General features: G+C 68.1%; 18 protein-coding genes, 1 tRNA gene and 1 pseudogene. 12 read left to right on the top strand and 8 right to left on the bottom strand.

Going from position 1 to position 19,964, the window contains the following annotated elements; genetic code table 11:
* The first annotated feature begins 35 nt into the window (after nt 1–35).
* The 4 genes from ACZ4D5_RS00820 to ACZ4D5_RS00835 are packed head-to-tail and all read left to right on the top strand — an operon-like array spanning nt 36 to nt 3,355.
* Nucleotides 36–857 carry an ABC transporter permease gene (locus tag ACZ4D5_RS00820; RefSeq protein WP_467770162.1) on the top strand — a complete coding sequence of 274 codons (822 nt, stop codon included), beginning with the start codon at nt 36–38 and terminating at the stop codon, nt 855–857.
* Nucleotides 850–1,692: an ABC transporter permease gene (locus ACZ4D5_RS00825; RefSeq protein ID WP_467770163.1), complete on the top strand. Its 843-nt coding sequence runs from the start codon at nt 850–852 to the stop codon at nt 1,690–1,692. Before ACZ4D5_RS00820 ends, ACZ4D5_RS00825 begins: the two co-directional genes overlap by 8 nt.
* Before the next feature lie 6 nt (nt 1,693–1,698).
* Nucleotides 1,699–2,664 carry an ABC transporter ATP-binding protein gene (locus ACZ4D5_RS00830; RefSeq protein ID WP_467770164.1) on the top strand — a complete coding sequence of 322 codons (966 nt, stop codon included), beginning with the start codon at nt 1,699–1,701 and terminating at the stop codon, nt 2,662–2,664.
* A 10-nt stretch (nt 2,665–2,674) separates the two neighbouring features.
* The gene (locus tag ACZ4D5_RS00835) at nt 2,675–3,355 is read left to right on the top strand and encodes a DUF1707 SHOCT-like domain-containing protein (RefSeq protein ID WP_467770165.1); all 681 of its coding nucleotides are present in this window, start codon (nt 2,675–2,677) and stop codon (nt 3,353–3,355) included.
* A 142-nt stretch (nt 3,356–3,497) separates the two neighbouring features.
* Here ACZ4D5_RS00835 and ACZ4D5_RS00840 read toward each other — a convergent pair whose 3' ends face one another.
* Nucleotides 3,498–4,820: an SGNH/GDSL hydrolase family protein gene (locus ACZ4D5_RS00840; RefSeq protein WP_467770166.1), complete on the bottom strand. Its 1,323-nt coding sequence runs from the start codon at nt 4,818–4,820 to the stop codon at nt 3,498–3,500.
* Between the two features lie 243 nt (nt 4,821–5,063).
* Between ACZ4D5_RS00840 and ACZ4D5_RS00845 the strand changes: the two genes are divergently transcribed.
* A complete protein-coding gene (locus ACZ4D5_RS00845) occupies nt 5,064–6,485 on the top strand; it encodes a DUF445 domain-containing protein (protein ID WP_467770167.1) in 1,422 nt (473 codons plus the stop codon).
* Between the two features lie 45 nt (nt 6,486–6,530).
* The gene (locus ACZ4D5_RS00850) at nt 6,531–8,012 is read left to right on the top strand and encodes an MFS transporter (RefSeq protein WP_467770168.1); all 1,482 of its coding nucleotides are present in this window, start codon (nt 6,531–6,533) and stop codon (nt 8,010–8,012) included.
* On the opposite strand, the gene ACZ4D5_RS00855 is transcribed toward ACZ4D5_RS00850, so the two are convergent.
* Nucleotides 8,005–9,267, bottom strand: a complete 1,263-nt coding sequence (locus ACZ4D5_RS00855; RefSeq protein ID WP_467770169.1) for an MFS transporter — start codon at nt 9,265–9,267, stop codon at nt 8,005–8,007. The two genes, ACZ4D5_RS00850 and ACZ4D5_RS00855, sit on opposite strands and share 8 nt — an antisense overlap.
* A 72-nt stretch (nt 9,268–9,339) precedes the next feature.
* Between ACZ4D5_RS00855 and ACZ4D5_RS00860 the strand changes: the two genes are divergently transcribed.
* The 3 genes from ACZ4D5_RS00860 (at nt 9,340) to ACZ4D5_RS00870 (ending at nt 11,365) form a co-directional block, all read left to right on the top strand.
* Entirely contained in the window at nt 9,340–10,356 is a 1,017-nt protein-coding gene (locus ACZ4D5_RS00860) for a GlxA family transcriptional regulator (protein ID WP_467770170.1), read from the top strand.
* 157 nt (nt 10,357–10,513) lie between these two features.
* Complete coding sequence (locus tag ACZ4D5_RS00865; protein WP_467770171.1) at nt 10,514–10,963, top strand: hypothetical protein; 450 nt, start codon at nt 10,514–10,516, stop codon at nt 10,961–10,963.
* Between the two features lie 24 nt (nt 10,964–10,987).
* Nucleotides 10,988–11,365 carry a VOC family protein gene (locus tag ACZ4D5_RS00870; RefSeq protein WP_467770172.1) on the top strand — a complete coding sequence of 126 codons (378 nt, stop codon included), beginning with the start codon at nt 10,988–10,990 and terminating at the stop codon, nt 11,363–11,365.
* Nucleotides 11,366–11,369: 4 nt separating this feature from the next.
* Here ACZ4D5_RS00870 and ACZ4D5_RS00875 read toward each other — a convergent pair whose 3' ends face one another.
* From ACZ4D5_RS00875 to ACZ4D5_RS00890, 4 genes are all read right to left on the bottom strand, one after another.
* Nucleotides 11,370–11,675: a hypothetical protein gene (locus ACZ4D5_RS00875; RefSeq protein ID WP_467770173.1), complete on the bottom strand. Its 306-nt coding sequence runs from the start codon at nt 11,673–11,675 to the stop codon at nt 11,370–11,372.
* A 165-nt stretch (nt 11,676–11,840) separates the two neighbouring features.
* Nucleotides 11,841–12,896 (bottom strand): SRA domain-containing endonuclease, encoded by a 1,056-nt coding sequence (locus tag ACZ4D5_RS00880; protein ID WP_467770174.1) that lies wholly within the window; start codon nt 12,894–12,896, stop codon nt 11,841–11,843.
* Nucleotides 12,897–13,604: 708 nt separating this feature from the next.
* The gene (locus ACZ4D5_RS00885; protein WP_467770175.1) at nt 13,605–13,817 is read right to left on the bottom strand and encodes a DUF397 domain-containing protein; all 213 of its coding nucleotides are present in this window, start codon (nt 13,815–13,817) and stop codon (nt 13,605–13,607) included.
* Nucleotides 13,814–14,662, bottom strand: coding sequence for a helix-turn-helix domain-containing protein (locus ACZ4D5_RS00890; protein WP_467770176.1), 849 nt, complete (start codon nt 14,660–14,662; stop codon nt 13,814–13,816). Before ACZ4D5_RS00890 ends, ACZ4D5_RS00885 begins: the two co-directional genes overlap by 4 nt.
* Nucleotides 14,663–14,837: 175 nt before the next feature.
* Here ACZ4D5_RS00890 and ACZ4D5_RS00895 point away from each other — a divergent pair, with 175 nt between their 5' ends.
* Complete coding sequence (locus tag ACZ4D5_RS00895; protein ID WP_467770177.1) at nt 14,838–15,272, top strand: ATP-binding protein; 435 nt, start codon at nt 14,838–14,840, stop codon at nt 15,270–15,272.
* A 91-nt stretch (nt 15,273–15,363) separates the two neighbouring features.
* Here ACZ4D5_RS00895 and ACZ4D5_RS00900 read toward each other — a convergent pair.
* Nucleotides 15,364–17,655 (bottom strand): annotated as a pseudogene (locus tag ACZ4D5_RS00900) (DUF3427 domain-containing protein); the annotation flags it as partial.
* Here ACZ4D5_RS00900 and ACZ4D5_RS00905 point away from each other — a divergent pair.
* A tRNA-Arg gene (locus tag ACZ4D5_RS00905) sits at nt 17,653–17,733 on the top strand. The pseudogene ACZ4D5_RS00900 and the gene ACZ4D5_RS00905 sit on opposite strands and share 3 nt — an antisense overlap.
* A gap of 234 nt (nt 17,734–17,967) precedes the next feature.
* On the opposite strand, the gene ACZ4D5_RS00910 is transcribed toward ACZ4D5_RS00905, so the two are convergent.
* Nucleotides 17,968–19,020, bottom strand: coding sequence for an SEC-C domain-containing protein (locus ACZ4D5_RS00910; protein ID WP_467770178.1), 1,053 nt, complete (start codon nt 19,018–19,020; stop codon nt 17,968–17,970).
* A gap of 177 nt (nt 19,021–19,197) precedes the next feature.
* Between ACZ4D5_RS00910 and ACZ4D5_RS00915 the strand changes: the two genes are divergently transcribed.
* Nucleotides 19,198–19,959, top strand: a complete 762-nt coding sequence (locus tag ACZ4D5_RS00915; RefSeq protein WP_467770179.1) for a class E sortase — start codon at nt 19,198–19,200, stop codon at nt 19,957–19,959.
* Nucleotides 19,960–19,964 lie beyond the last annotated feature (5 nt).

Below are 19,964 nucleotides of genomic sequence, written 5' to 3' on the forward strand. Positions count from 1 at the left end.
TGGCCCGATTCGGGACGAAGCTCACTGTGAAAGGGATGCTCGTGCGTGCAGGACGGTTCCGTTTGTACGCGGCCGTCGCCGAGGGAGGCTTCCGCAGATACGCCACGTACCGGGTGGCGACCGCGGCCGGGGTGTTCACCAACACCGTCTTCGGCCTGATTCTCGCGTACACCTACATCGCCCTCTGGGACGAGCGCCCCGGCCTCGGCGGGTACGACCAGTCGCAGGCGCTCACCTATGTGTGGCTGGGGCAGGGGCTGCTCACCGTCATGGCGCTGATGGGCGGCGGCGTCGAGAACGAGCTGATCGAGCGGATCCGCACCGGCGACATCGCCATCGACCTGTACCGCCCCGCCGACCTGCAGGCCTGGTGGCTGGCGACCGACCTGGGACGGGCCGCGTTCCAGCTGCTGGGCCGCGGCGTGGTGCCGATGGCCTTCGGCGCCCTCGTCTTCGACCTCGCGCTGCCCGGGGACGTGCTGCGCTGGGCGGCGTTCCTGCTCGCCGTGCTGCTCGGCGTCCTGGTCAGCTACGCCATCCGCTTCCTGGTCGCGCTCTCCGCGTTCTGGCTGATGGACGGCGCGGGCACCAGCCAGATCGCGATGCTCGCGGGCACCTTCTTCTCCGGGATGCTGCTCCCGCTGAACGTCTTCCCCGGCGCCCTCGGCGAGTTCGCCCGCGCGCTGCCGTGGTCCGCGACGCTCCAGGTGCCCGTCGACGTGTTCCTCGGCAAGCACACGGGCGTCGACCTGCTGCGCACGTACGCCTTCCAGGTCGGCTGGGCGGCGGCGCTCCTGACGGCCGGGCGGCTGCTCCAGACGGTCGCCACGCGACGGGTGGTGGTCCAGGGTGGCTGACCCGACCCCGGTCCGGAACGGGCTGACCCAGGTCAGGGACGGGCTGCGCGCCTACCGGCTGATCTCCGCCATGTGGATCCGCTCCCTCATGGCCTACCGCGTCTCTTTCGCGATGACCGCGCTCGGCAACTTCGCGGTGACCGCCTTCGACTTCGTGGCGATCCTGCTGATGTTCTCCCAGGTGGACCGGCTCGGCGGCTACTCGCTGTCCGAGATCGCGTTCCTGTACGGCGTCTCGTGCACCGCGTTCGGCTTCGCGGACCTCGCCATCGGGTCCATGGACCGCCTGGGCAGGCGCGTGCGCGACGGCACGCTGGACACGCTCCTGGTGCGGCCCGCCCCGGTCATCGCGCAGGTCGCGGGGGACCGCTTCGGGCTGCACAGGATCGGGCGCGTCACCCAGGGCGCGCTCGTCCTGGTGTACGCGCTCGTGGTCCTCGACGTCGACTGGACCCCGGTGAAGGTCCTGATGGTGCCGCTGATGCTGGTCTGCGGCGCGGCCGTCTTCGCCTCGGTGTTCGTGGCGGGCGGGGCCTTCCAGTTCGTGGCGCAGGACGCGGCCGAGGTGCAGAACGCCTTCACGTACGGCGGCACGACCCTGCTGCAGTACCCGCCGACCGTCTTCGCCAAGGAGCTGGTGCGCGGCGTCACCTTCGTCCTGCCGCTCGCCTTCGTCAACTGGGTGCCCGCACTGTACGTGTTGGGGCGGCCCTACCCGCTGGACCTGCCGACCTGGGTGGCCTTCCTGCCGCCGCTGGTGGCCGTCTGCATGCTCGCCCTCGCCGGTCTCGCCTGGCGCGCGGGGCTTCGTTCGTACCGCAGCACAGGGAGCTGAACTGCCGTGGAAACAGACCTCATCGAGCTCGACGGCGTGGAGAAGGTCTTCGACGTACGCAAGAAGACCGGCTTCCTGCGGCGGGAGCGGCACGAGGTGCGGGCCGTCGACGGGATCTCCTTCACCGTGCCGCGCGGCGAGATGGTCGGCTACATCGGGCCCAACGGCGCGGGCAAGTCGACGACGATCAAGATGCTGACGGGGATCCTGACGCCGAGCGGCGGGCGGCTGCGGGTCGCGGGCATCGATCCTTCGCGGGAGCGGACGAGACTGGCCCGGCGCATCGGCGTCGTCTTCGGCCAGCGCACGACGCTCTGGTGGGACCTGCCGCTGATCGACTCGTACCGCCTGATGCACCGCATGTACCGGATCCCGGACAAGCGCTTCGCGGAGAACCTCGACCGGTGCGTCGAACTCCTCGAACTGGGCGAGCTGTTGGACGTTCCGGTGCGCCAGCTCTCGCTCGGCCAGCGGATGCGCGGCGACATCGCGGCGGCGCTCCTGCACGACCCGGAGGTGCTGTACCTGGACGAGCCGACGATCGGCCTCGACGTCATCAGCAAGGCGAAGGTCCGTGGCTTCCTGCGGGACCTGAACGCCGATTCGGGCACGACGGTCCTGCTGACCACGCACGACCTGACCGACATCGAGCAGCTCTGCAAGCGCGTGATGGTCATCGACCACGGGCGGTTGATGTACGACGGCGCACTCGCCGGGCTGCACGAGGTGGGCGAGAGCGAGCGCACCCTGGTGGTGGACCTGGAACGCGAACTTCCGCCCATCGAGGTCGAGTCGGCGCGCGTGGTGAGGGTGGCGGGCCCGCGGCAGTGGCTCGCCTTCCCGGCGGCGGAGTCGGCCGCTCCGCTCGTCGCGCGGATCGCGGAGCGGTATCCGATGGTCGATCTCTCGGTCAGGGAGCCGGACATCGAAGCGGTCATCGCCAAGATGTACGCGGACAAGTCGACCTCGTAGGCTGCACCTCATGAGCGAAGAACTCCCCGAACTGCGGGCCTCCGACGCCGACCGCGAAAAGGTCGCCGAACAGCTCCGGGACGCGCTGGCCGAGGGCCGCCTGGACATGACGGAGTTCGAGGAGCGCCTCGACGCGACGTACAAGGCGCGTACGTACGGCGAGTTGGAGCCGATCACCCGCGACCTGCCGTCGCACGGCGCCCGCATCGACATGGTGAAGCACCCGGTGAGCGACGACCCCGCCGCCATCGACTGGAACAGGCGGATGGTGGACACCCCGCCCACCTCGACCGGCGGCTTCGCCATCTGGAGCGGCTTCGGCCGCAAGGGCGGCTGGACGATCGGGCGGGTGTTCACCGCCTTCGCGATGTGGGGCGGCGGCGACATCGACCTGCGCGAGGCGAACTTCGCGTCGACCGACGTCGAGATCCGCTGCTACACGATCATGGGCGGCATCCATGTCACCGTGCCGCCGGAGATGAACGTCGTGGTCAAGGGCTTCGGCATCATGGGCGGCTTCGACGACCAGGCGACCGGCGAGGGCACGCCGGGCTCGCCGCGCGTGGTGGTCAAGGGCTTCGCCCTGATGGGCGGGGTCGGTGTCGAGCGCAAGATCCGCAGAATGGAGAAGTTGCGCCTGAAGGAGGAGCGGCGCCAGGCGAAGCTGGAACGGCGTCAGCAGCGGGACTGAATTTGTGGGTTGGCTGCGGGGCGTCCGTGGCTGAGCGCGCAGTTCCCCGCGCCCCTTTCAGGGGCGCCGCCGGGTCGTGCCCCTTCAGGGGCGCGGGGAGCTGCGCGACAAGCCCCCACCGACCCGCAGACGAACGAAGGCCCTACAGCTCGGCCGCGGCCGAACCCTTCAGGTGCGCGAGGTCGAACGCCTCCGCCATGCGGCGGTAACCCGCGTCGGAGGGGTGCAGATGATCCCCCGAGTCATAGAGCGACCGCAGCTTGCGCGGGTCGTACGGGTCCCGCAGCGCCTTGTCGAAGTCGACGTACTCGTCGAAGACGCCGCCGGAGCGGATCTGCTCGTTCACCGACTGGCGGACCGCCTCCAGGGCGGGCTCGTACCCGCGGTGGCCGCCGAACGGCATCAGCGTCGCGCCGACCACGCGCAGACCGCGCGTGTGCGCCTGGCGGGTCAGCTCGCGCAGGCCCTCGACGATGCGGTCGGGGTCGTTCTGGTGCGGGTTGCGCAGGATGTCGTTGACGCCGAGGGCGATGACGACGGCCTTGACGCCGGTGCGGTCCAGGACGTCGCGGTCGAAGCGGGAGAGCCCGGACGGGTTGGCGGCGGGGCTGCCGCGCCCGTCGGAGAGGATGCGGTTGCCGCTGATGCCCTGGTTCACGACGCCGTAGCGGGGCGCGCCCGACTCGTCGCGCAGCCGGTCGGCCAGGACGTCCGTCCAGCGGCGGTTGGCGCCCATCGTGGACGAGATGCCGTCGGTGATGGAGTCGCCGAAGACGACCACGGTGCCGTTGGTCTCGTTGCTGAGCACGTCCACCGCGGAGAGGTAGCGCCAGAACGGGCTCTGCTCGGTGTACGCGTCGCCGCTCTGGTCCTCCGTGCGGTCGCCCTCGGCGACGTAGCTGATCTGGCGCGCGTGCGGGTGGTAGGTGACCGGTCCCGACGGCGTCGGCGAGTACGTGGTGACCAGCAGGTCCGCGTCGTGCGGGACGCGCAGGCGGGCCGCGTCGCTCATCACCTGGGAGCCCGGCGGGATCACCACCGAGGTGTTGCCGTTGAAGGTGAGGCGGCGCAGGGAGCCGGGCGCGGCGGCCGGGTCGTTCGTCGCGGTGGCCAGCGCGATCGAGGCGTGCGTGATGCTGAGCGGCGTCGTCCCGTACAGGTTGGAGAGGGTGATGCGGGCGCTGGTGCCGCCGACGCTGGTGTGCACGACGTTGCGGATGGAGCGACCCGCGAATCCCTTCCGCGCCGTGCCCGGTTCGGAGCCGGCGGGCGAGGCGGACCAGGAGCCGACCCAGGTGCCCGAGGAGGCCGGCGCGGCGGAGTTGCGGGGACCCCGGGGACCCGCGTTGACCGTGTCCCTGGAGCCGTCGTCGGCGCCTGAGACACCGAGGTATATGGCGGCGGAAATCACCACTATTACGGCGAGGACCGCGGCGAGAAGGGCATAACCGTGACGCTTGGTCATGCGGGCTCTTTCTCCTCGGGCAGGGGGAGCTCCGAGGCTCCGGTGTGATCACCCCATGATGCGTCATGGGCCGTGAGGCGGCCGACACTGCCCCCCTCCGTCCTTTCAGACGCCGGGAACTTGTCGTCCGTTCCAGGAGTCGGTCAGGAAGGGGCGCATGACACACGGGCATGGGGACAATCAGGACACAGGGCGCGGGGAACCGCGCGGACGAGGACGAGGCGAACGGGCCGGGTGGAGTGAGTGGAACGCACAAACGCGGAGGAAGCGACTGAACCGGACAAGGGGGACCGTGGGCAGCATGCCCACGAAGTTCGCTCTTCAAGCGGCGCCCCGTTCGGAGCACCGGGTTCCACCAATGGCGCAGGGGGCGGCGGCCCGGCGGCGCGCGTGACCCCCGGCGGCTTCACCTACAGCGCAGCCGACGAGGAGAAGCGGCGCGGGGTGCGCCGCATGAAGATCACGGCGACGGGACTGCTCGTCTTCGTCGCGCTCGTCTACGTCCTGGCGAAGTGGGCGCAGCACTCCGGCGCCGGCGCCTGGGCGGGGTACGTCGCCGCGGCCGCCGAGGCGGGCATGGTCGGCGCGCTCGCCGACTGGTTCGCCGTCACGGCGCTCTTCCGCCACCCGCTGGGCATCCCCATCCCGCACACGGCGATCATCCCGAACAAGAAGGACCAACTGGGCGCCTCCCTCGGCGACTTCGTGGGGGAGAACTTCCTCTCCGCCGATGTCGTACGAGGCAGGCTGCACGCCGTGGGCATCGGCGGGCGCCTCGGCGCCTGGCTCGCCGAGCCCGCGCACGCCGACCGCGTCACCGCCGAACTCGCCACGGCCCTGCGCGGCGCCCTCACCGTCCTGCGCGACTCGGACGTGCAGGCGGTCGTCGGCGAGGCCATCACGCGCCGCGCCGACGCCCAGGAGATCGCCCCCGGCATCGGCAAGATGCTGGAGAAGGTCGTCGCGGACGGCGGCCACAAGCGGGTCGTGGACCTGGTCTGCGTACGCGCCCACGACTGGCTCGTCGAGCACGCCGACTCGGTGATGGACGCGGTGCAGGGCGGCGCGCCCGGCTGGACCCCGCGGTTCGTCGACAAGCGGGTCGGCGAGCGGGTCTACAAGGAGTTGCTCCGCTTCGTCACCGAGATGCGGGACATGCCCGGGCACCCCGCGCGCGGCGCCGTCGACCGCTTCCTCGCCGACTTCGCCGCCGACCTGCAGTCCGACTCGGACACGCGGGAGCGCGTGGAGCGCCTCAAGCGCGAGGTCCTCGGGCGCGGCGAGGTGCAGGACCTGATCGCCTCCGCCTGGTCGGCGGTCCGTCAGATGATCGTGGCCGCCGCCGAGGACGAGCGCAGCGAGCTGCGCCTTCGCGTGCGGGCCTCGCTGCTCTCGCTCGGCGCGCGGATGGCGACGGACGGACGGCTCCAGCAGAAGGTCGACGGCTGGGTCGAGGGCGCCGCGGTCTACGTGGTCACGACGTACCGCGACGAGATCACCTCGCTCATCACGGACACGGTCGCCGGGTGGGACGCCGAGCACACCTCGAAGAAGATCGAGGCCCACATCGGCCGCGACCTGCAGTTCATCCGGATCAACGGCACGGTGGTGGGCTCCCTGGCGGGGCTCGCGATCTATACGGTGTCGAAGCTGCTGGGGGCGTAGTCCCGGCGGTTCGGGGGACCCGGGGCGGGAGCCCCGGGAGGTCCCATGCCGCACGCCCCGGCCGCCCCCGGCGGCGACAGCGCCGTCACCACGGCCGTGCCCGCCCGCCTCGACCGGCTGCCCTGGTCCCGGTGGCACTGGACGATCGTGGTCGGCCTCGGCACGGTGTGGATCCTGGACGGCCTCGAAGTCACCGTCGTGGGGAACATCGCCGGGCGCCTCTCGGAGGAGGGCAGCGGCCTCGCCATCTCGTCGGCGCAGGTCACGGGCGCCGCGGCGGCGCTGTACGTGGCGGGGGCGTGCTCCGGGGCGCTGTTCTTCGGGCGGCTCACCGACCTCTTCGGCCGCAAGAAGCTGTTCATGGTGACGCTCGCCGTCTATCTGGCGGCGACCGCGCTGACCGCCCTCTCCTTCGAGTCCTGGTGGTTCTTCGTCTTCCGCTTCCTGACGGGCTTCGGCATCGGCGGGGAGTACGCGGCCATCAACTCGGCCATCGACGAACTCATCCCGTCCACGTACCGCGGCCGCGTCGACCTGATCATCAACGGCAGCTTCTGGCTGGGCGCGATCGGCGGCTCGCTGCTCTCGGTCGTCGCGCTGGACACCGACCTCTTCGCGGCCGACGTGGGGTGGCGGCTCACCTTCGGCCTCGGCGTCGTCCTCGGCCTGGTCATCCTCCTCGTACGCCGCAACGTCCCGGAGAGTCCGCGGTGGCTGTTCATCCACGGCAAGGGCGAGGAGGCGGAGCGGCTGGTCGACGAGGCCGAGGACGAGGTGCGGGCCGAGCGCGAGCGGTCCGGCAAGAACCGTGAACTGCCGCCCCCGCACGGGGAGATCACCATCCATCAGCGCAAGTCGATCGGCTTCGTCACCATCGCCCGCACCGTCTTCACGGTCTACCCGCGGCGGGCCGTGCTCGGCCTGTCCCTCTTCATCGGCCAGGCGTTCCTCTACAACGCGATCACCTTCGGCTTCGGCGCCATCCTGACCACGTTCTTCGACGTCCCGTCCGGCAGCACGGGCTACTACTTCGCCGTCATCGCCGCGGGCAACTTCCTCGGCCCGCTCTTCCTCGGCAAGCTCTTCGACACGGTCGGCCGCCGGATCATGATCTCCTCGACGTATCTGCTCTCCGGCCTTCTGCTCTTCGGCACGGCCTGGCTGTTCGGCCGCGGCTCGCTGACCGCGACGACGCTGACGGCCTGCTGGTGCGTGGTCCTGTTCTTCGCGTCGGCGGGGGCGAGCAGCGCGTATCTGACGGTGTCGGAGATCTTCCCGATGGAGACCAGGGCCATGGCCATCGCCTTCTTCTACGCGGTGGGCACGGCGGCAGGCGGCATCAGCGGCCCGCTGATCTTCGCCGACCTGACCGAGTCGGGCGTCGTCGGCGACACGGTGCTCGCCTTCCGGATCGGCGCGGGTCTGATGTGCGCGGCGGGGCTCGTCGCGGCGGCGCTGGCGGTGCGGGCGGAGCGGAGGTCGTTGGAGGACATCGCCATGCCGTTGTCGGCGGCGACGGTCAAGTGAGGGTGAGCTCCTGGGCCCGGGCGGGTGACCGCAGCGTCAGCGCGAGGAGTGCGGCCATGGCGCACAGCGCCCCCGCCGTCACCCACACCATGTCGTACGACCCGAAGGCGTCCCGCGCCGCGCCGCCCAGGAAGGCGAGGGCCCCGGCGCCCACCTGATGGGCGGCGTTGATCCAGCCGAAGACGATCGCCGCGTCGGGGCCGTGGTGCTCGCGGCAGAGCGCCAGGGTCGGCGGCACCGTGGCCACGTCGAGCAGCCCGAAGACGACGACGAAGACGACGAGCGGCGGCCGCACGGTCGCCGTGAACAGCAGCGGAAGCACGAGCAGGCTCAGCCCCCGCACCGCGTAGTACACGGCGAGCAGCCGCCGCGGGTCGCGCCGGTCGGTCAGCCACCCCGAGGTGACGGTCCCCGCCACGTTGAAGACGCCGATCAGCGCGAGCAGCGAGGCGGCGACGGTCACCGGCATCCCGTGGTCGTGCGCGGCGGGCGCGAAGTGCGTCCACATGACGCCGTTGGTCGAGGCCCCGCAGACGGCGAAGGTCCCGGCGAGCAGCCAGAAGGGGCCGGTGCGCACGGAGCGGCCGAGGACGCGCAGGGCGCGTGGTGCAGCCCCCTTGCGGGGCGCGGGGCGGGGTGTGAACTGGTCCGCACCGTAAGCGCGTTGACCCACATCCGCGGGGTGGTCGCGCAGCGCGAGCCACACCGCGGGGGCGGCGGCAGCGGCCGCGGCGGCGAGGGCCAGGGCGGCGACCCGCCACTCGTACCGCTCGATGACGGCGGAGAGCACCGGCAGGAACACGAACTGCCCGACCACGCTCGCGGCGGTCAGCAGCCCCGTCACGAGCCCGCGCCGCGCCACGAACCACCGCTCCGTGACGGTGGCGGCGAAGGCCATGGCGGTGGCCCCGGTCCCGAGCCCGACGAAGACCCCCCAGTACAGGACGAACTGCCAGGGCTCGGTCATGGCGGTGGCGGCGAGCCCGGCCCCGCAGCCGACGAGCCCGAGCGCGCCGACGGCGACCCGGCGCATCCCGAAGCGGTCCATCAGCGCCGCGGCGAACGGCGCCGTCGCCCCGTACACCACCATGCTCACCAGCGTCCCGAGCCCGACGGCGGACCGGGACCACCCCAGGTCGCGGTGGAGCGGCCCGACGAGGAGCCCGGAGAGGGTGCTGAAGGCGCCGGCGGTGACGATGGCGAGGGCGGCGGCACAGACGACGGTCCAGGGGCGGAGGGCGCTGTTGTTCTTCATGGGTACGAGGCTGGGTCAGGGAGGGGCTTCGGGATCAGTGGCCAGATGGCCAGGGTGTGCAAGGATCTGGCCATGACGGCGACTGCGAGGGCGACGGCGAGGCGGAAGGTGGCGGTCCTCGTGCGGGACGGCGTGCTGCCGATGGAACTGGGCCTGGTGCACCAGCTGTTCGGCGGCGCGAGGTCGCCCTCCGGGGAGCGGCTGTACGAGGTGCGGACGTGCGCGGTGACGGGCCCGGGCATGATCCGCACGGACGCGGACTTCCCGGTGGGGGCGCCGCACGGCCCCGAGGCGCTGGAGTGGGCGGACACGGTGATCGTCCCGGCGTCGCACGAGGAGGACGAGGCGTTGGGCCCCGGCGGCCTGCCGGCGCCGCTGGCCGGGGCGATGGAGGCGGCGCGGGCGACGCGGCGGCTGGCGTCCATCTGCACGGGGGCGTTCGTGCTGGCGGCGGCGGGCCTGCTGGACGGCCGCAGGGCGACGACGCACTGGCTGTCGGCGGACGCCTTCGCGCGCAGGTTCCCCGCGGTGACGGTGGACCCGGACGTGCTCTACGTCGACGAGGGACGGGTGCTGACCTCGGCGGGGGAGGCGGCCGGGGTGGACCTGCGTCTGCACATGATCCGCGGGGACCACGGCGCGGGCGTGGCGGCGGACGTGGCACGCCGCACGGTGGTGCCGCCGCACCGGGAGGGCGGCCAGGCGCAGTACATCCAACGGCCGCTGGCGGAGCCGGGGTTGACGTCGACGGGGGCGGCGAGGGCGTGGGCGCTTCGGCACCTTCATGAGCCGCTGACGCTGACGGAGATGGCGTCCCGTGCCTCGATGAGTGTCCGCACCTTCAGCCGCCGCTTCCGGGAGGAGACGGGCCTGACGCCGATGCAGTGGCTCACGCAGCGCAGGGTGGACCGCGCGCGCGAACTCCTGGAATCCACGGACCACACGGTGGACCGGGTGGCGACGGAGGCGGGCTTCGGGACGGGGGCGTCGCTGAGGCAGCACTTCGTGGCGGGGGTGGGGGTGTCGCCGGGGGCGTATCGGGTGACGTTCAGGGGAGTACGTGGGGAGGCGGCGGGAGAGGAGGGGTGAGGAGGGCCGACGAAGCCAGGGGGCGGGGGGCTGACGAGGTCTGACGAGGCCTGACAAGGTCTAGGGGGGCGTACGAAGTGAGAAACGGGGCGTGCGGGGCGTACTTAGGTACGCATACTCTGTCGGGCCCGCGGCCCGGGAAGGCACGGTCGTACGCATGCCTATGAATACGCTGCTGACTCCTCTCCCGAAGAGCCGGCCGCTGCCGAGGTACGCGACCCGTCTGCTGGGCGCGGCGCTGGCGGCGACCGCGTACGTGGTGTGCCTGCCCTGGGACCTGCGCAACCGCCCAGGGACGCCGGGCGCGATCAACGAGACGTCACCGGTGACGGTGCTGGGCCTGACGACGTTCGTGCTGGCCCTGGTGCTGCTGTCGGCCTACTTCGGCCTCAGGGACCGCCCGGTGTGGACGCTCCTGGTGACGGCGGCCCCGCCGTCGACGCTGATGTTCCTCTCCTTCGACACCCACCCCGCACCGGACGCGGACGCGTGGCAGCTGGCGTGGGCGTTCTTCGCGCTGCTGATGGGTGCGGGGGTGCTGGTGGTGGGGGCGTTGGCGGCGAGGTTCGGGGAGCGTGGGGATACTGGGGCGGCCCAGGACTGTTGACGCAGGGAATATGGGGAGCAGCCGATGACCATCCGCAGGATCGTGCCGAACGTACAGCTGGATTCGGAGACCGACGCGGACCTCGCCCGGCACCGCGAGTTCTACGAACTACTGGGCTTCCGCGAGGTCATGAGCCAGGGCTGGATCACGACTCTCGCGTCCCCCGCCAACCCCACGGCGCAGATCAGCTTCTTCACGCACGACGCGACGGCTCCGGTGGTCCCGGACCTCAGTGTGGAGGTGACGGACGTGGAGGCGGTGTACGAGCAGGCGTGCGCCGCGGGCGCGGAGATCGTGCTGCCCCTGCGGGACGAGGAGTGGGGCGTACGCCGCTTCTTCGTACGGGACCCGCGGGGCAGGGTGGTGAACGTACTGAGCCACGTGGGCTCGCCCGGAGAGTGACGCCTTACGGCTGCCGCCGGTCGACGAGCACGTACGAGGCGGCGGCGACGGCCCCCGCGACCCCGAGGACGGCGGGCCAGGCGCCGACCTTCTTGGCGAGGGGATGCGAGCCGGCGAACCCGGCGACGTAGGCGGCCCCGAGCGCGGCGGCGGTCCTGCCACCGGCGGCCTGCCGCCACTGCTGCCCGGCGGCGGCCCCGGCGGCGGCGAGCACGACTCCGCCGAGGGGCCGCTTCTTGGTGAAGCGGGCGGTGGCGTAGCCGCCGATGAGCCCACTCGCGGCCACTGCGGCCGCCGGAATCCTCGCCATGATTGGTCCGCCTCTCGGTGGTACGTCCTTGATGTCCTTGGGGTGAGGCTAACGCGGGGTGTTGGGCCGCCTGGCACTGGGACCAGAGCTTGGGCTCGACGGGGAAGGGCAGAGCGTCGGGTTCGCTCACAACTCCAGGGGCTTCGCCCTATCTGGCGGACCGCTTCAACTAGCGAGGGCTGGACACTCAGCACATGGAAAGTTCGAGTTTCTGGGCGGGGTGGGAGTGCGTCTTGAGCTCCGGAATTCTGTGAACTCTCCCGCTTCGTCTCGGTAGATAATGCCAACGTCATGATCCGTGAGGAGCTCGCATATATCCTCGCTGGGTAATCCAGGTAGGAGAACCATGCGGCGTAGCGGCCTGTTGCCGGTGGACTCCATGTATCGACTGATCTCTAGGAGCTGCATGAAAGCATCCTTGGTTGCCTGGCGTGAGGAGCTTCCCGAAGGTTCGAAAATGGTGTTCTGGGTTTGGTCGAAAAGATCGGCAACCAGGGTGTCTTCTAATCCTCTTGCTCGTACTTCGACACGGACCACGGTGTGTTGCTCACCGTCAAGTACGGCTGCGTAGGATGCGGTCAAGTCTTCTCGTGTTTGCGCGGCAACAGTGGCCGCAGACGCGCTCCGCTCGTCAACTGACCTCCGTCGCCTAAGCGCCCTCAGGCGGCTTTTTGGCTTAGCTTGGACGAAAGTTACCCTAGTTTCCTGGGCTGGCGGAATTACGTCCGCTTCTGATCGGTAGAATTCGCCGATTGGCCGTAAGCGGAAAACGATGACATCGCGCTCTTTCTGATCCTCGTCGAGGGCCCTCCGCACGACATAAGGTCTACCTTCGTCAACTCCAAAAGCCCCGATATAGCGGTGTGTTCTGATTCCTGTGCCGGGTACTTTTCCTGCGGCGATGAATAGGTGGAGTATGCGTCCGTCAACCGCATGCTGGGCAATCGCTGAGTTGCCTGACCCGCGGGTACCTTCGAAGGATTGATCGCCCTGTGTGCCCGCACCCGTGTACTCAAAGATGGGGCCGAATCGGTCTTCTTCGCGCAGCCACCCGTCCCGGTACCCGTACTTCTCGCCAGCGCTGATGTCGGAGTAGAGAACTACGGTCCCTTTCTCCCTTGACGGGCATATCCCACCTTGGGGGCTTCCGCCTAGTTCCTCACGGATCTCCGCACGTATGCGAACATCGCCAGGCTTGAACGAGGGGGAAGAGGTTGTCATGCCAGAGAGGCTAGTCGGCCTGGGCCAACGGTGAAGCAAGAGGGGGCAATTGCACGGTCAGGGAGGCTCTTTGAGGTGCACGCGTGCGTCGAGGGATGATGGGCTCATGGACCAAGGGCTCGCTGGGGTTATTGCTGGGGTTTCCGGAACGGTGGGAGCTGTTGTAGGCGCCTTCATCGGCGCGATGGCTGGGCTCCGAGGCGCCCGCATCGGCGGAGAGAAGACCGTCGAGGCCGCTCAACTACAGGTTGAAGGGCAAGCTGTTACCGGTCAGCTCCAGTGGGTGCGTGGTCAGCGCCAGCAGGTCTACGCGAAGCTACTCGACGCGCACTCGTTGGTGGAGGACTCGCTGCGGCGTGCAGCTGCCGGGATACGTGGAGGCGGAGTTCTTTCGACGGAATCCCGCACCGAGCTCGGTACTCGCATATTGGCTATGCAGCCCTGCCTCAACCAACTGGCCCTGTGGGGACCGGAGGAGGTGGTGGATCTGGCTCAGCTGCTCAGGGCGAAGACGGCTGAGGCTGCACAGGCTCTCATCGATGCGCAGCGTGGAGTGCCTCAGACCGCTGGGCAGCTGGACTCGCGGTGGGGGCATTGGGAGCGGGAAATCCAAAGTGTGGCTGATCTTCGCGCCCGATTCCTGGAGCGTGCCGGGGAGGTCGTCCGCGGCTCGGATCAGGGAGACACCTAAGAGTCGCTTTACGGTCGCTAGCTGAGCGGCTCGCTGTTGGGAGACTCATCGCGCACAGCGCGTATGAAGCTCCCCCACGCGCGCGTCCCAACGGTGATCCAGGCCTCCGTCGGCGACTTGGAGTCTCTCACGGCGATGTCGGCAGGGAACCAGGCAACCTCAATGCACTCCCCGCCCATGCCGTTGCTGTAACTACTCTTCCGCCACTGGAAGGCTGGGGGCAAGGTCATCGGGAGTGCTCCTCCAGGACTCTCTTGATCAGCAAGGTCGAGCGCTGCGGGCTGAGGGCCAACGCTCTGAGGTGGTCGAAGGCCTTCGAGTAGAGGTTCACGTCCTTGGGGTCTTCGAGATAGACAGAGTCCGTCAGTCCTTCCCGATACACCATGTCTGGATCCTCCTGCTCCGGGAAGCCGAGGATGGTGAATGATCCAGTCGTCGGGTAGGCGCCCGCGTCAAGCGGCAAGACCTGGACCGTTACGTTCCCCAACTTCGCCAGTTCCAGCATACGTTCGAGCTGGCCGGCCATGACCTGCCGATTTCCGACGATGTGCATGAGCGTGCTCTGGTGTACGACTGTCCACAGATCAGGAGGGCAGTCGCCCACCAGCAGATCCTGGCGTCGCATCCGCACGTCGACCATCCGCTGAATCTCATCGGCCGTGTGGTCGACCCAAGAGCGACTCAACTCCGTTGCATAGCCCGGTGTTTGGAGTAGGCCGGGAATGAACTCCCCGTGATAGCTGCGCAGGCTGGACGCGGCCTGCTCTAGGCCGACGTACACCGAAAACCAGGAGGGGACGGCGTTTCCGTGGGCGTGCCACCACCCCTTCGTCTTGGATTCCTTCGCCAAGGACTTGAGTAGGTTGCGTAGCTCGTCCGATGTTCCGTAGAAGCGGCAGAGGGCCTCTACGTCGGATGGTTGGACGCGCCCTTGTCCCGTCTCCATGCGGTTGACCTTGGAGCTGCTCCAGTCCAGCTCCTTGCCGACTCGGCTGCAGGTGAAGCCGTGCTCCTCGCGGAGCTTCTTGAGTTCGATCGCTAGTCGGCGACGGCGCGCAGTAGGGGAGCCTGCCATGTCAACTCCTGTCTCTGTAGCGGAAGTTCCATCCCATCGGAAGCGGCGGCAACTTCCAATCACCCCATCAGGGGAATCTCTTCGTGCATGTTGCACGGCGGGATGGTCACTGCAACGCTCTTACTGGGAGTGATCGCTAGTTACGCAGCGCACGGATGGGTGCGGGAGGTAGGCGATGATGATCCACACAAGTGACTGTGTCGGGCGGAAGCCATGGGATCTGCCCTTCGAGGCAGAGCCAAGCGAAGTGGCGGGCCTGCGAAGAGCGTTGAAGATCCATCTCGCTGTGTGGGGTCTGCCGGAACTGGTGGATTCTGCTCAGACTTGCGTCACAGAACTGACCGCAAATGTCATCAAGCACGTGGGTATTGGTACACCCGCTACCCTCGCGGTCTCCATGCGAGGCGCGTACCTGCGCATCGAAATGCGCGACCCTGACCCGCGAGCATTGCCCACCCTCCTTGCTGCCACAGGCGATGCGGAATCCGGGCGCGGCATACAGCTCATCGACGTAGTCACCGAGCGCCGTTGGGGTGTCATCCTCCGAGAGGATTTCAAGGTGGTGTGGTGCGAGCTGGCAACGGGTCTCGCTGCCCCTCAACGGTCATAGAGCTGAGCGCTTGGGTGTGGCCACGGTTGAGGCCGCGGCGCTTGGGCTGATCGCCTACCTTCTTTCGAAACTGAGAAGTAGAGAGCAGTCCCTAGGCCTTTGTGATCGACGAGTACGTCCATACATCGGCTGGCACCTCGTGCTCAAGACGCCAAGTGATCGCCATTGGCTTGCTGCCCTCGTGGGAGACGTAGTGCGCGGGACCCAGGAGCATCCACGGCTCGGCGCCACCGATGTCTGTGTTCTTGTAGCGGCGCACGAAGAGCAAGACGTGGCTGCCAAGTTGGGAGTGCTCGCGGTAGCGGCGACCGGTGGCGGAGTTCTCATCCGTGGCGTTCTGCGACTCCCAGTGGAACAGTGTCGGACTCATCGCGTAGTCCTTGTACCGGATGGTGGGGGTGAAGTCCTTGTCGTCCTTTTCGAGAGTGATGAGGAGGGCGTCGGTGTTGAACTCCTTGGCTTCCACCACCCCTTGCGCGAACGACCCGGGCATCTGGCCACCCAAGCGGGCTACGCCGAGGGCTGCGAGGATCTCCGAGCGGTTGTAGGAGCTGTGGATGTTCAAGGGGAGGCCGCTGTGCGGTCCTTCCAATCGGATCGGATAGTGATCTGTGTGGGCCAGGCAGTGATCGAGGACCTGGCGGAGCTCGTCACGGACGGCCTTCTGCTCCTTCAGTGATGCCAGGCCCTCCTGGTAGGACGAGTAACCGCCGGCCTTGTCCCAGAAGTTGAAGAACAGCATGCGGGCGAAGCCCTGCTCGAGCGGACTCAAGGTGTCGTAGGCAGGGGCGTCCTCCGCTAGAAGTCGCTGGTAAGCCTCGATGCGATCGCGATCGTCTACGTGCAGGAAAGACGGGATGCGCTTCAGCAGACCCAGCTCTCCGTTGGGAGCCGCTTCCGTAAGCATTTTTGCTCGACGGAGAAGGCTGGTCCACGAGTTGCCGTTGCCTCCACGGTAGATTTCCTTGATCTCTCGCCCGCTCTCCTCCAGGTAAGCGGAGAGGCGAGGCTCAGCGTATTCCCTAACCTCGCGAGCTAGGGCAGCAGAGTTGACGTTGAGCTGCTCCTTGATGTTCTTGATGATGGCTTGCTTTGCCTTGGCTTCCAAGGTGATCTGGCAGGATGAGGGAAGTGATGGAAAATCGTGTTCCAGGTTGTCCAGTAGACGCTTCCTTGTGAGGTTAGTCAGCGCTCTGAACTGATTCTCGAAGTGGAATTCTTTGCGGTGCTGCCCAATGAAGTCGAGGACCGTCAGAAACTCCTTCTGCTCCGTGCGGCGCAGCCCCCGCCCGAGTTGCTGCAAAAAGAGGGTGGCGCTTGCGGTAGGTCGGAGGAGGAGCAGCGTGTCTACATCTGGGATGTCGAGTCCCTCATTGAATAGGTCGACAGAGAAGATCACTTGGATCTTCCCGGACTTGAGATCTGCGAGGGATTGCTTGCGATCTTCGCGCTGGCTCTCACCCGAGAGCGCGATGGCCTTGAATCCACACTCTTGAAAGTAGTGAGCCATAAAGCGAGCATGTGCGACGGAGACGCAGAATCCGAGTGCACGCATGGACTCTGGAGAGGCGATCTTCTCCTTGACTGCCTCTATGATGAGTTTTGCCCGTTCCTCATTCCCAGTGAAAGCGTCGCTAAGGGAAGCTGTGTCGTATGTGCCACGCTTCCACTCCACGGCGCTCAGATCGGTGTCGTCGCTGATTCCGAAATAGCGGAAGGGGCTGAGGAGGTCGTTTTCTAGCGCCTCCCATAGGCGCATCTCGGCTGCGATGTGACCGTCAAAGAACTCATCCTGAATGTTCTTTCCGTCCATGCGCTCGGGGGTCGCAGTCAGGCCGAGAAGCTCTGTCGGCGCGAAGTGGTCGATGATCTTCAGGTAGGTGGGGGATGTACCGTGATGGAACTCATCGATGACGATGACGTCGAAGTGCTCTGGGGAGAGTCTCTCCAGTACGCGGGAGTTAAGTGACTGGACGCTCGCGAAGACATGCGTCCAGTCTTGGGGGATCTCGCCGCTATGGAAAGACTCGCCGAACTTCGCGTCATTCAGTACACGCTGGTACGTCTGCAGCGACTGATCCAGAATCTCCTTGCGGTGCGCGACGAAGAGGAGCCGCAGGCTGCGCCCGGCTTCGAGGCACAGTCGTTGGTAGTCAAGGGCGGCCATCACGGTCTTGCCTGTTCCCGTCGCAGCAACCAGGAGATTGCGGTGACGGTCACGAACTGAGCGCTCGACTGCTAGGCGCTCCAGCATGTCCTTCTGGTGAGGGAAGGCGGTTATGCCACGTTCAGCAGCTACGCGATGGACCCACTCAAGGGCTCCAGCCAGAGTTCCCACTGACTCCAGGATGCTGTTTGCCATGCGCACCCGGTCGGCCTCGGGTAGCTGTTGCAGCGTGCCGCGTATGGCCTCGGCAACGCGCCATGCGATGGCGTGGGGTGTCGGTTCGAATCCGGTCCAGTCATCGATGGTAGGCAAACCGTCCCCGTCAAGTTCCTTCAACTGGTCCTCGAGCCGCAGAGCTATCAGCTGCTCGTACAGCCCAGACACAGCCTCGCTGGAGCCCACCGCTTCAGTCACGCCTAGTTCCTCCCCGTGAAGTCACCGCACGCGAGATTGACTTGCGGTGATCGTGTCAGGCCAGCCTATGGACTCTGATCGCGGCGGGAGGCTCTTTAGTGATGTCCTTGCAGATCAATAGGTGCCGTGGCATTCGGTATACGCCCTGCCCGACCCACACCAACACCCCGCCCCCGCCTCCGGCGGCCACCCCACCGCCCGCCCTCGCGCCGCCAGCGTCGTCGCGTACTGGGGCAGCAGGGACGGGTCCTCCGGGGACGCGGATTCCGAGGCCGCGAAGGCCTCGTACGAAGGGACCGTGCCCGTCACGATGCCCAGGTTCGGGGTGCCGGAGGCGGAGAGTTCCCGGAGGGAGGACTCTATGGTCTGCAAGTGCGCCTCGTGGGAGGGGTATTCGGAGGAAAGCGACGGGTACGCCGCCAGGAGTTCCGTCAGTTCCGGCGCCGGCCAGTGCAGGATCGCCACCGGGAAGGGGCGGGACAGGGCCTCCCTGTACGAGCCCAACTCGGCCTGGAGGCGGGCGATTTCCGCGCGGAGTTCCGCCGGGTTCTCCGAGCCCAGGGACCAGACCCGCTTCGGGTCGTGGAGCTCGTCCAGGGGGACCGAGGCCGTGGAGGCGCGGTCCGCCAAGGCGTCCCACGCGTCGTGCTCCTTGCCCAGGAGGCGGCGTACCCGGTGGCGGCCGAAGAGGAGCGGGTGCGTCGAGTACGGGGGGTCCTGTGTCTCGGAGGGGGCCTGCGTGACGGCGGGGAGGAGGAGCGTCACCGCCTCCGTGAACGTGGCGTGCGCCTGTTCCAACTCGTCGTGGGACTCCAGGGACTCCGCCACGATCACCCACGGTGCCGGGTCGTGCGGGGCAGCCGTGCGGATTCCTTCGATGATCGCCCGCGCCTCCGCCTCGTGGCCGTACTCCCAGAGGTTCGAGGCCTTCAGGGCGCGGATCAGGAGGGGAGAGGCCGGAGGGTGCGGGGCGGAGGGCGACAGGAGGCTGTCGTACAGCGTCGTCGCGCGGTCGCGGGCGCCGGCCAGTTCGAGGTGGGCGGCGGCCTGGAGGAGCAGTTGTTCGGCGTCCTCCGGGTACAGGCCGGCCGTGCGTTCCAGGCGCGCGGCTTCGGCGATGTGGTCGGCGTCGACGTGGTCGGCAGCAGCAGGCTTGTCGGGGCGCATACGGGACACCGTACTGCCGCGTGGGCCTCCTGTAGGAGGGGCGGTTCGACTGCCGACCTGGTACGGCCATGGATTGTTGTCCTTGCTGCGCCTATCCTCCCCGCGGCCGAAGGAGGCGTTGTGCAAGTGCGGGTTCCCGTCGTTCAGCAAGGCCGTGCCTCTCGGCGGCCTCTCTCCGTGCGCCTCCTGTGGAGCGGCGCCGAAGCCGCCGTCACCCTCGGGCTCGTCCTCCTCCTGCTCGTCGCCCACCAGCTGTGGTGGACCAACCGCCAGGCCCGCGCCGCCGCCGAGCGGAAGGTGCAGTCCCTTGAGGAGGAGTGGGGGCGACAGGACAGGAGAGGGGCCAATGACTCCTCCTCCGCTTCCCTTGCCGGTGGCGATCGGGCACGTACTGAGGGCACCAATGGGGAGAGTGGGGAGAAGCGGCGGTCACCCGGTGCCTCCGCTGCCCCAGGCCGCGCCAATTCCCCTGCCCCCAGGCCTCGTTGGGACCATGCCTACGCCATCCTCGACATTCCCCGCATCGGCATCCGCGTCCCCGTCGCCGAGGGGATCGGCAAGAAGGGCGTCCTCGACCAGGGGTACGTCGGCCACTACCCCCGCACCGCCCAGCCCGGCCAGGCCGGCAACTTCGCTCTCGCCGGGCATCGCAACACCCACGGCGAGCCCTTCCGGTACATCAACCGGCTCCGGGGCGGCGACGAGTTGACGGTGGAGACCAGGGACGCCGTCTACACGTACGTCGTCGACAAGACGCTCGCGCGGACCTCAGCCCGCGACAGTGGTGTCCTGAACAGCGTGCCCCGGAGCGAGGTGCGCACGGGGTACGGGTACCGCGATCCCGGGTACTACATCACGCTCACCACCTGCACCCCCGAGTACACCTCCAAGTACCGCCTCGTCGTGTGGGGCACGCTGCGGTCCATGCAGCCCCGATAGGGCCC

The sequence above is a fragment of the Streptomyces sp. NPDC025651 genome (assembly GCF_055558735.1).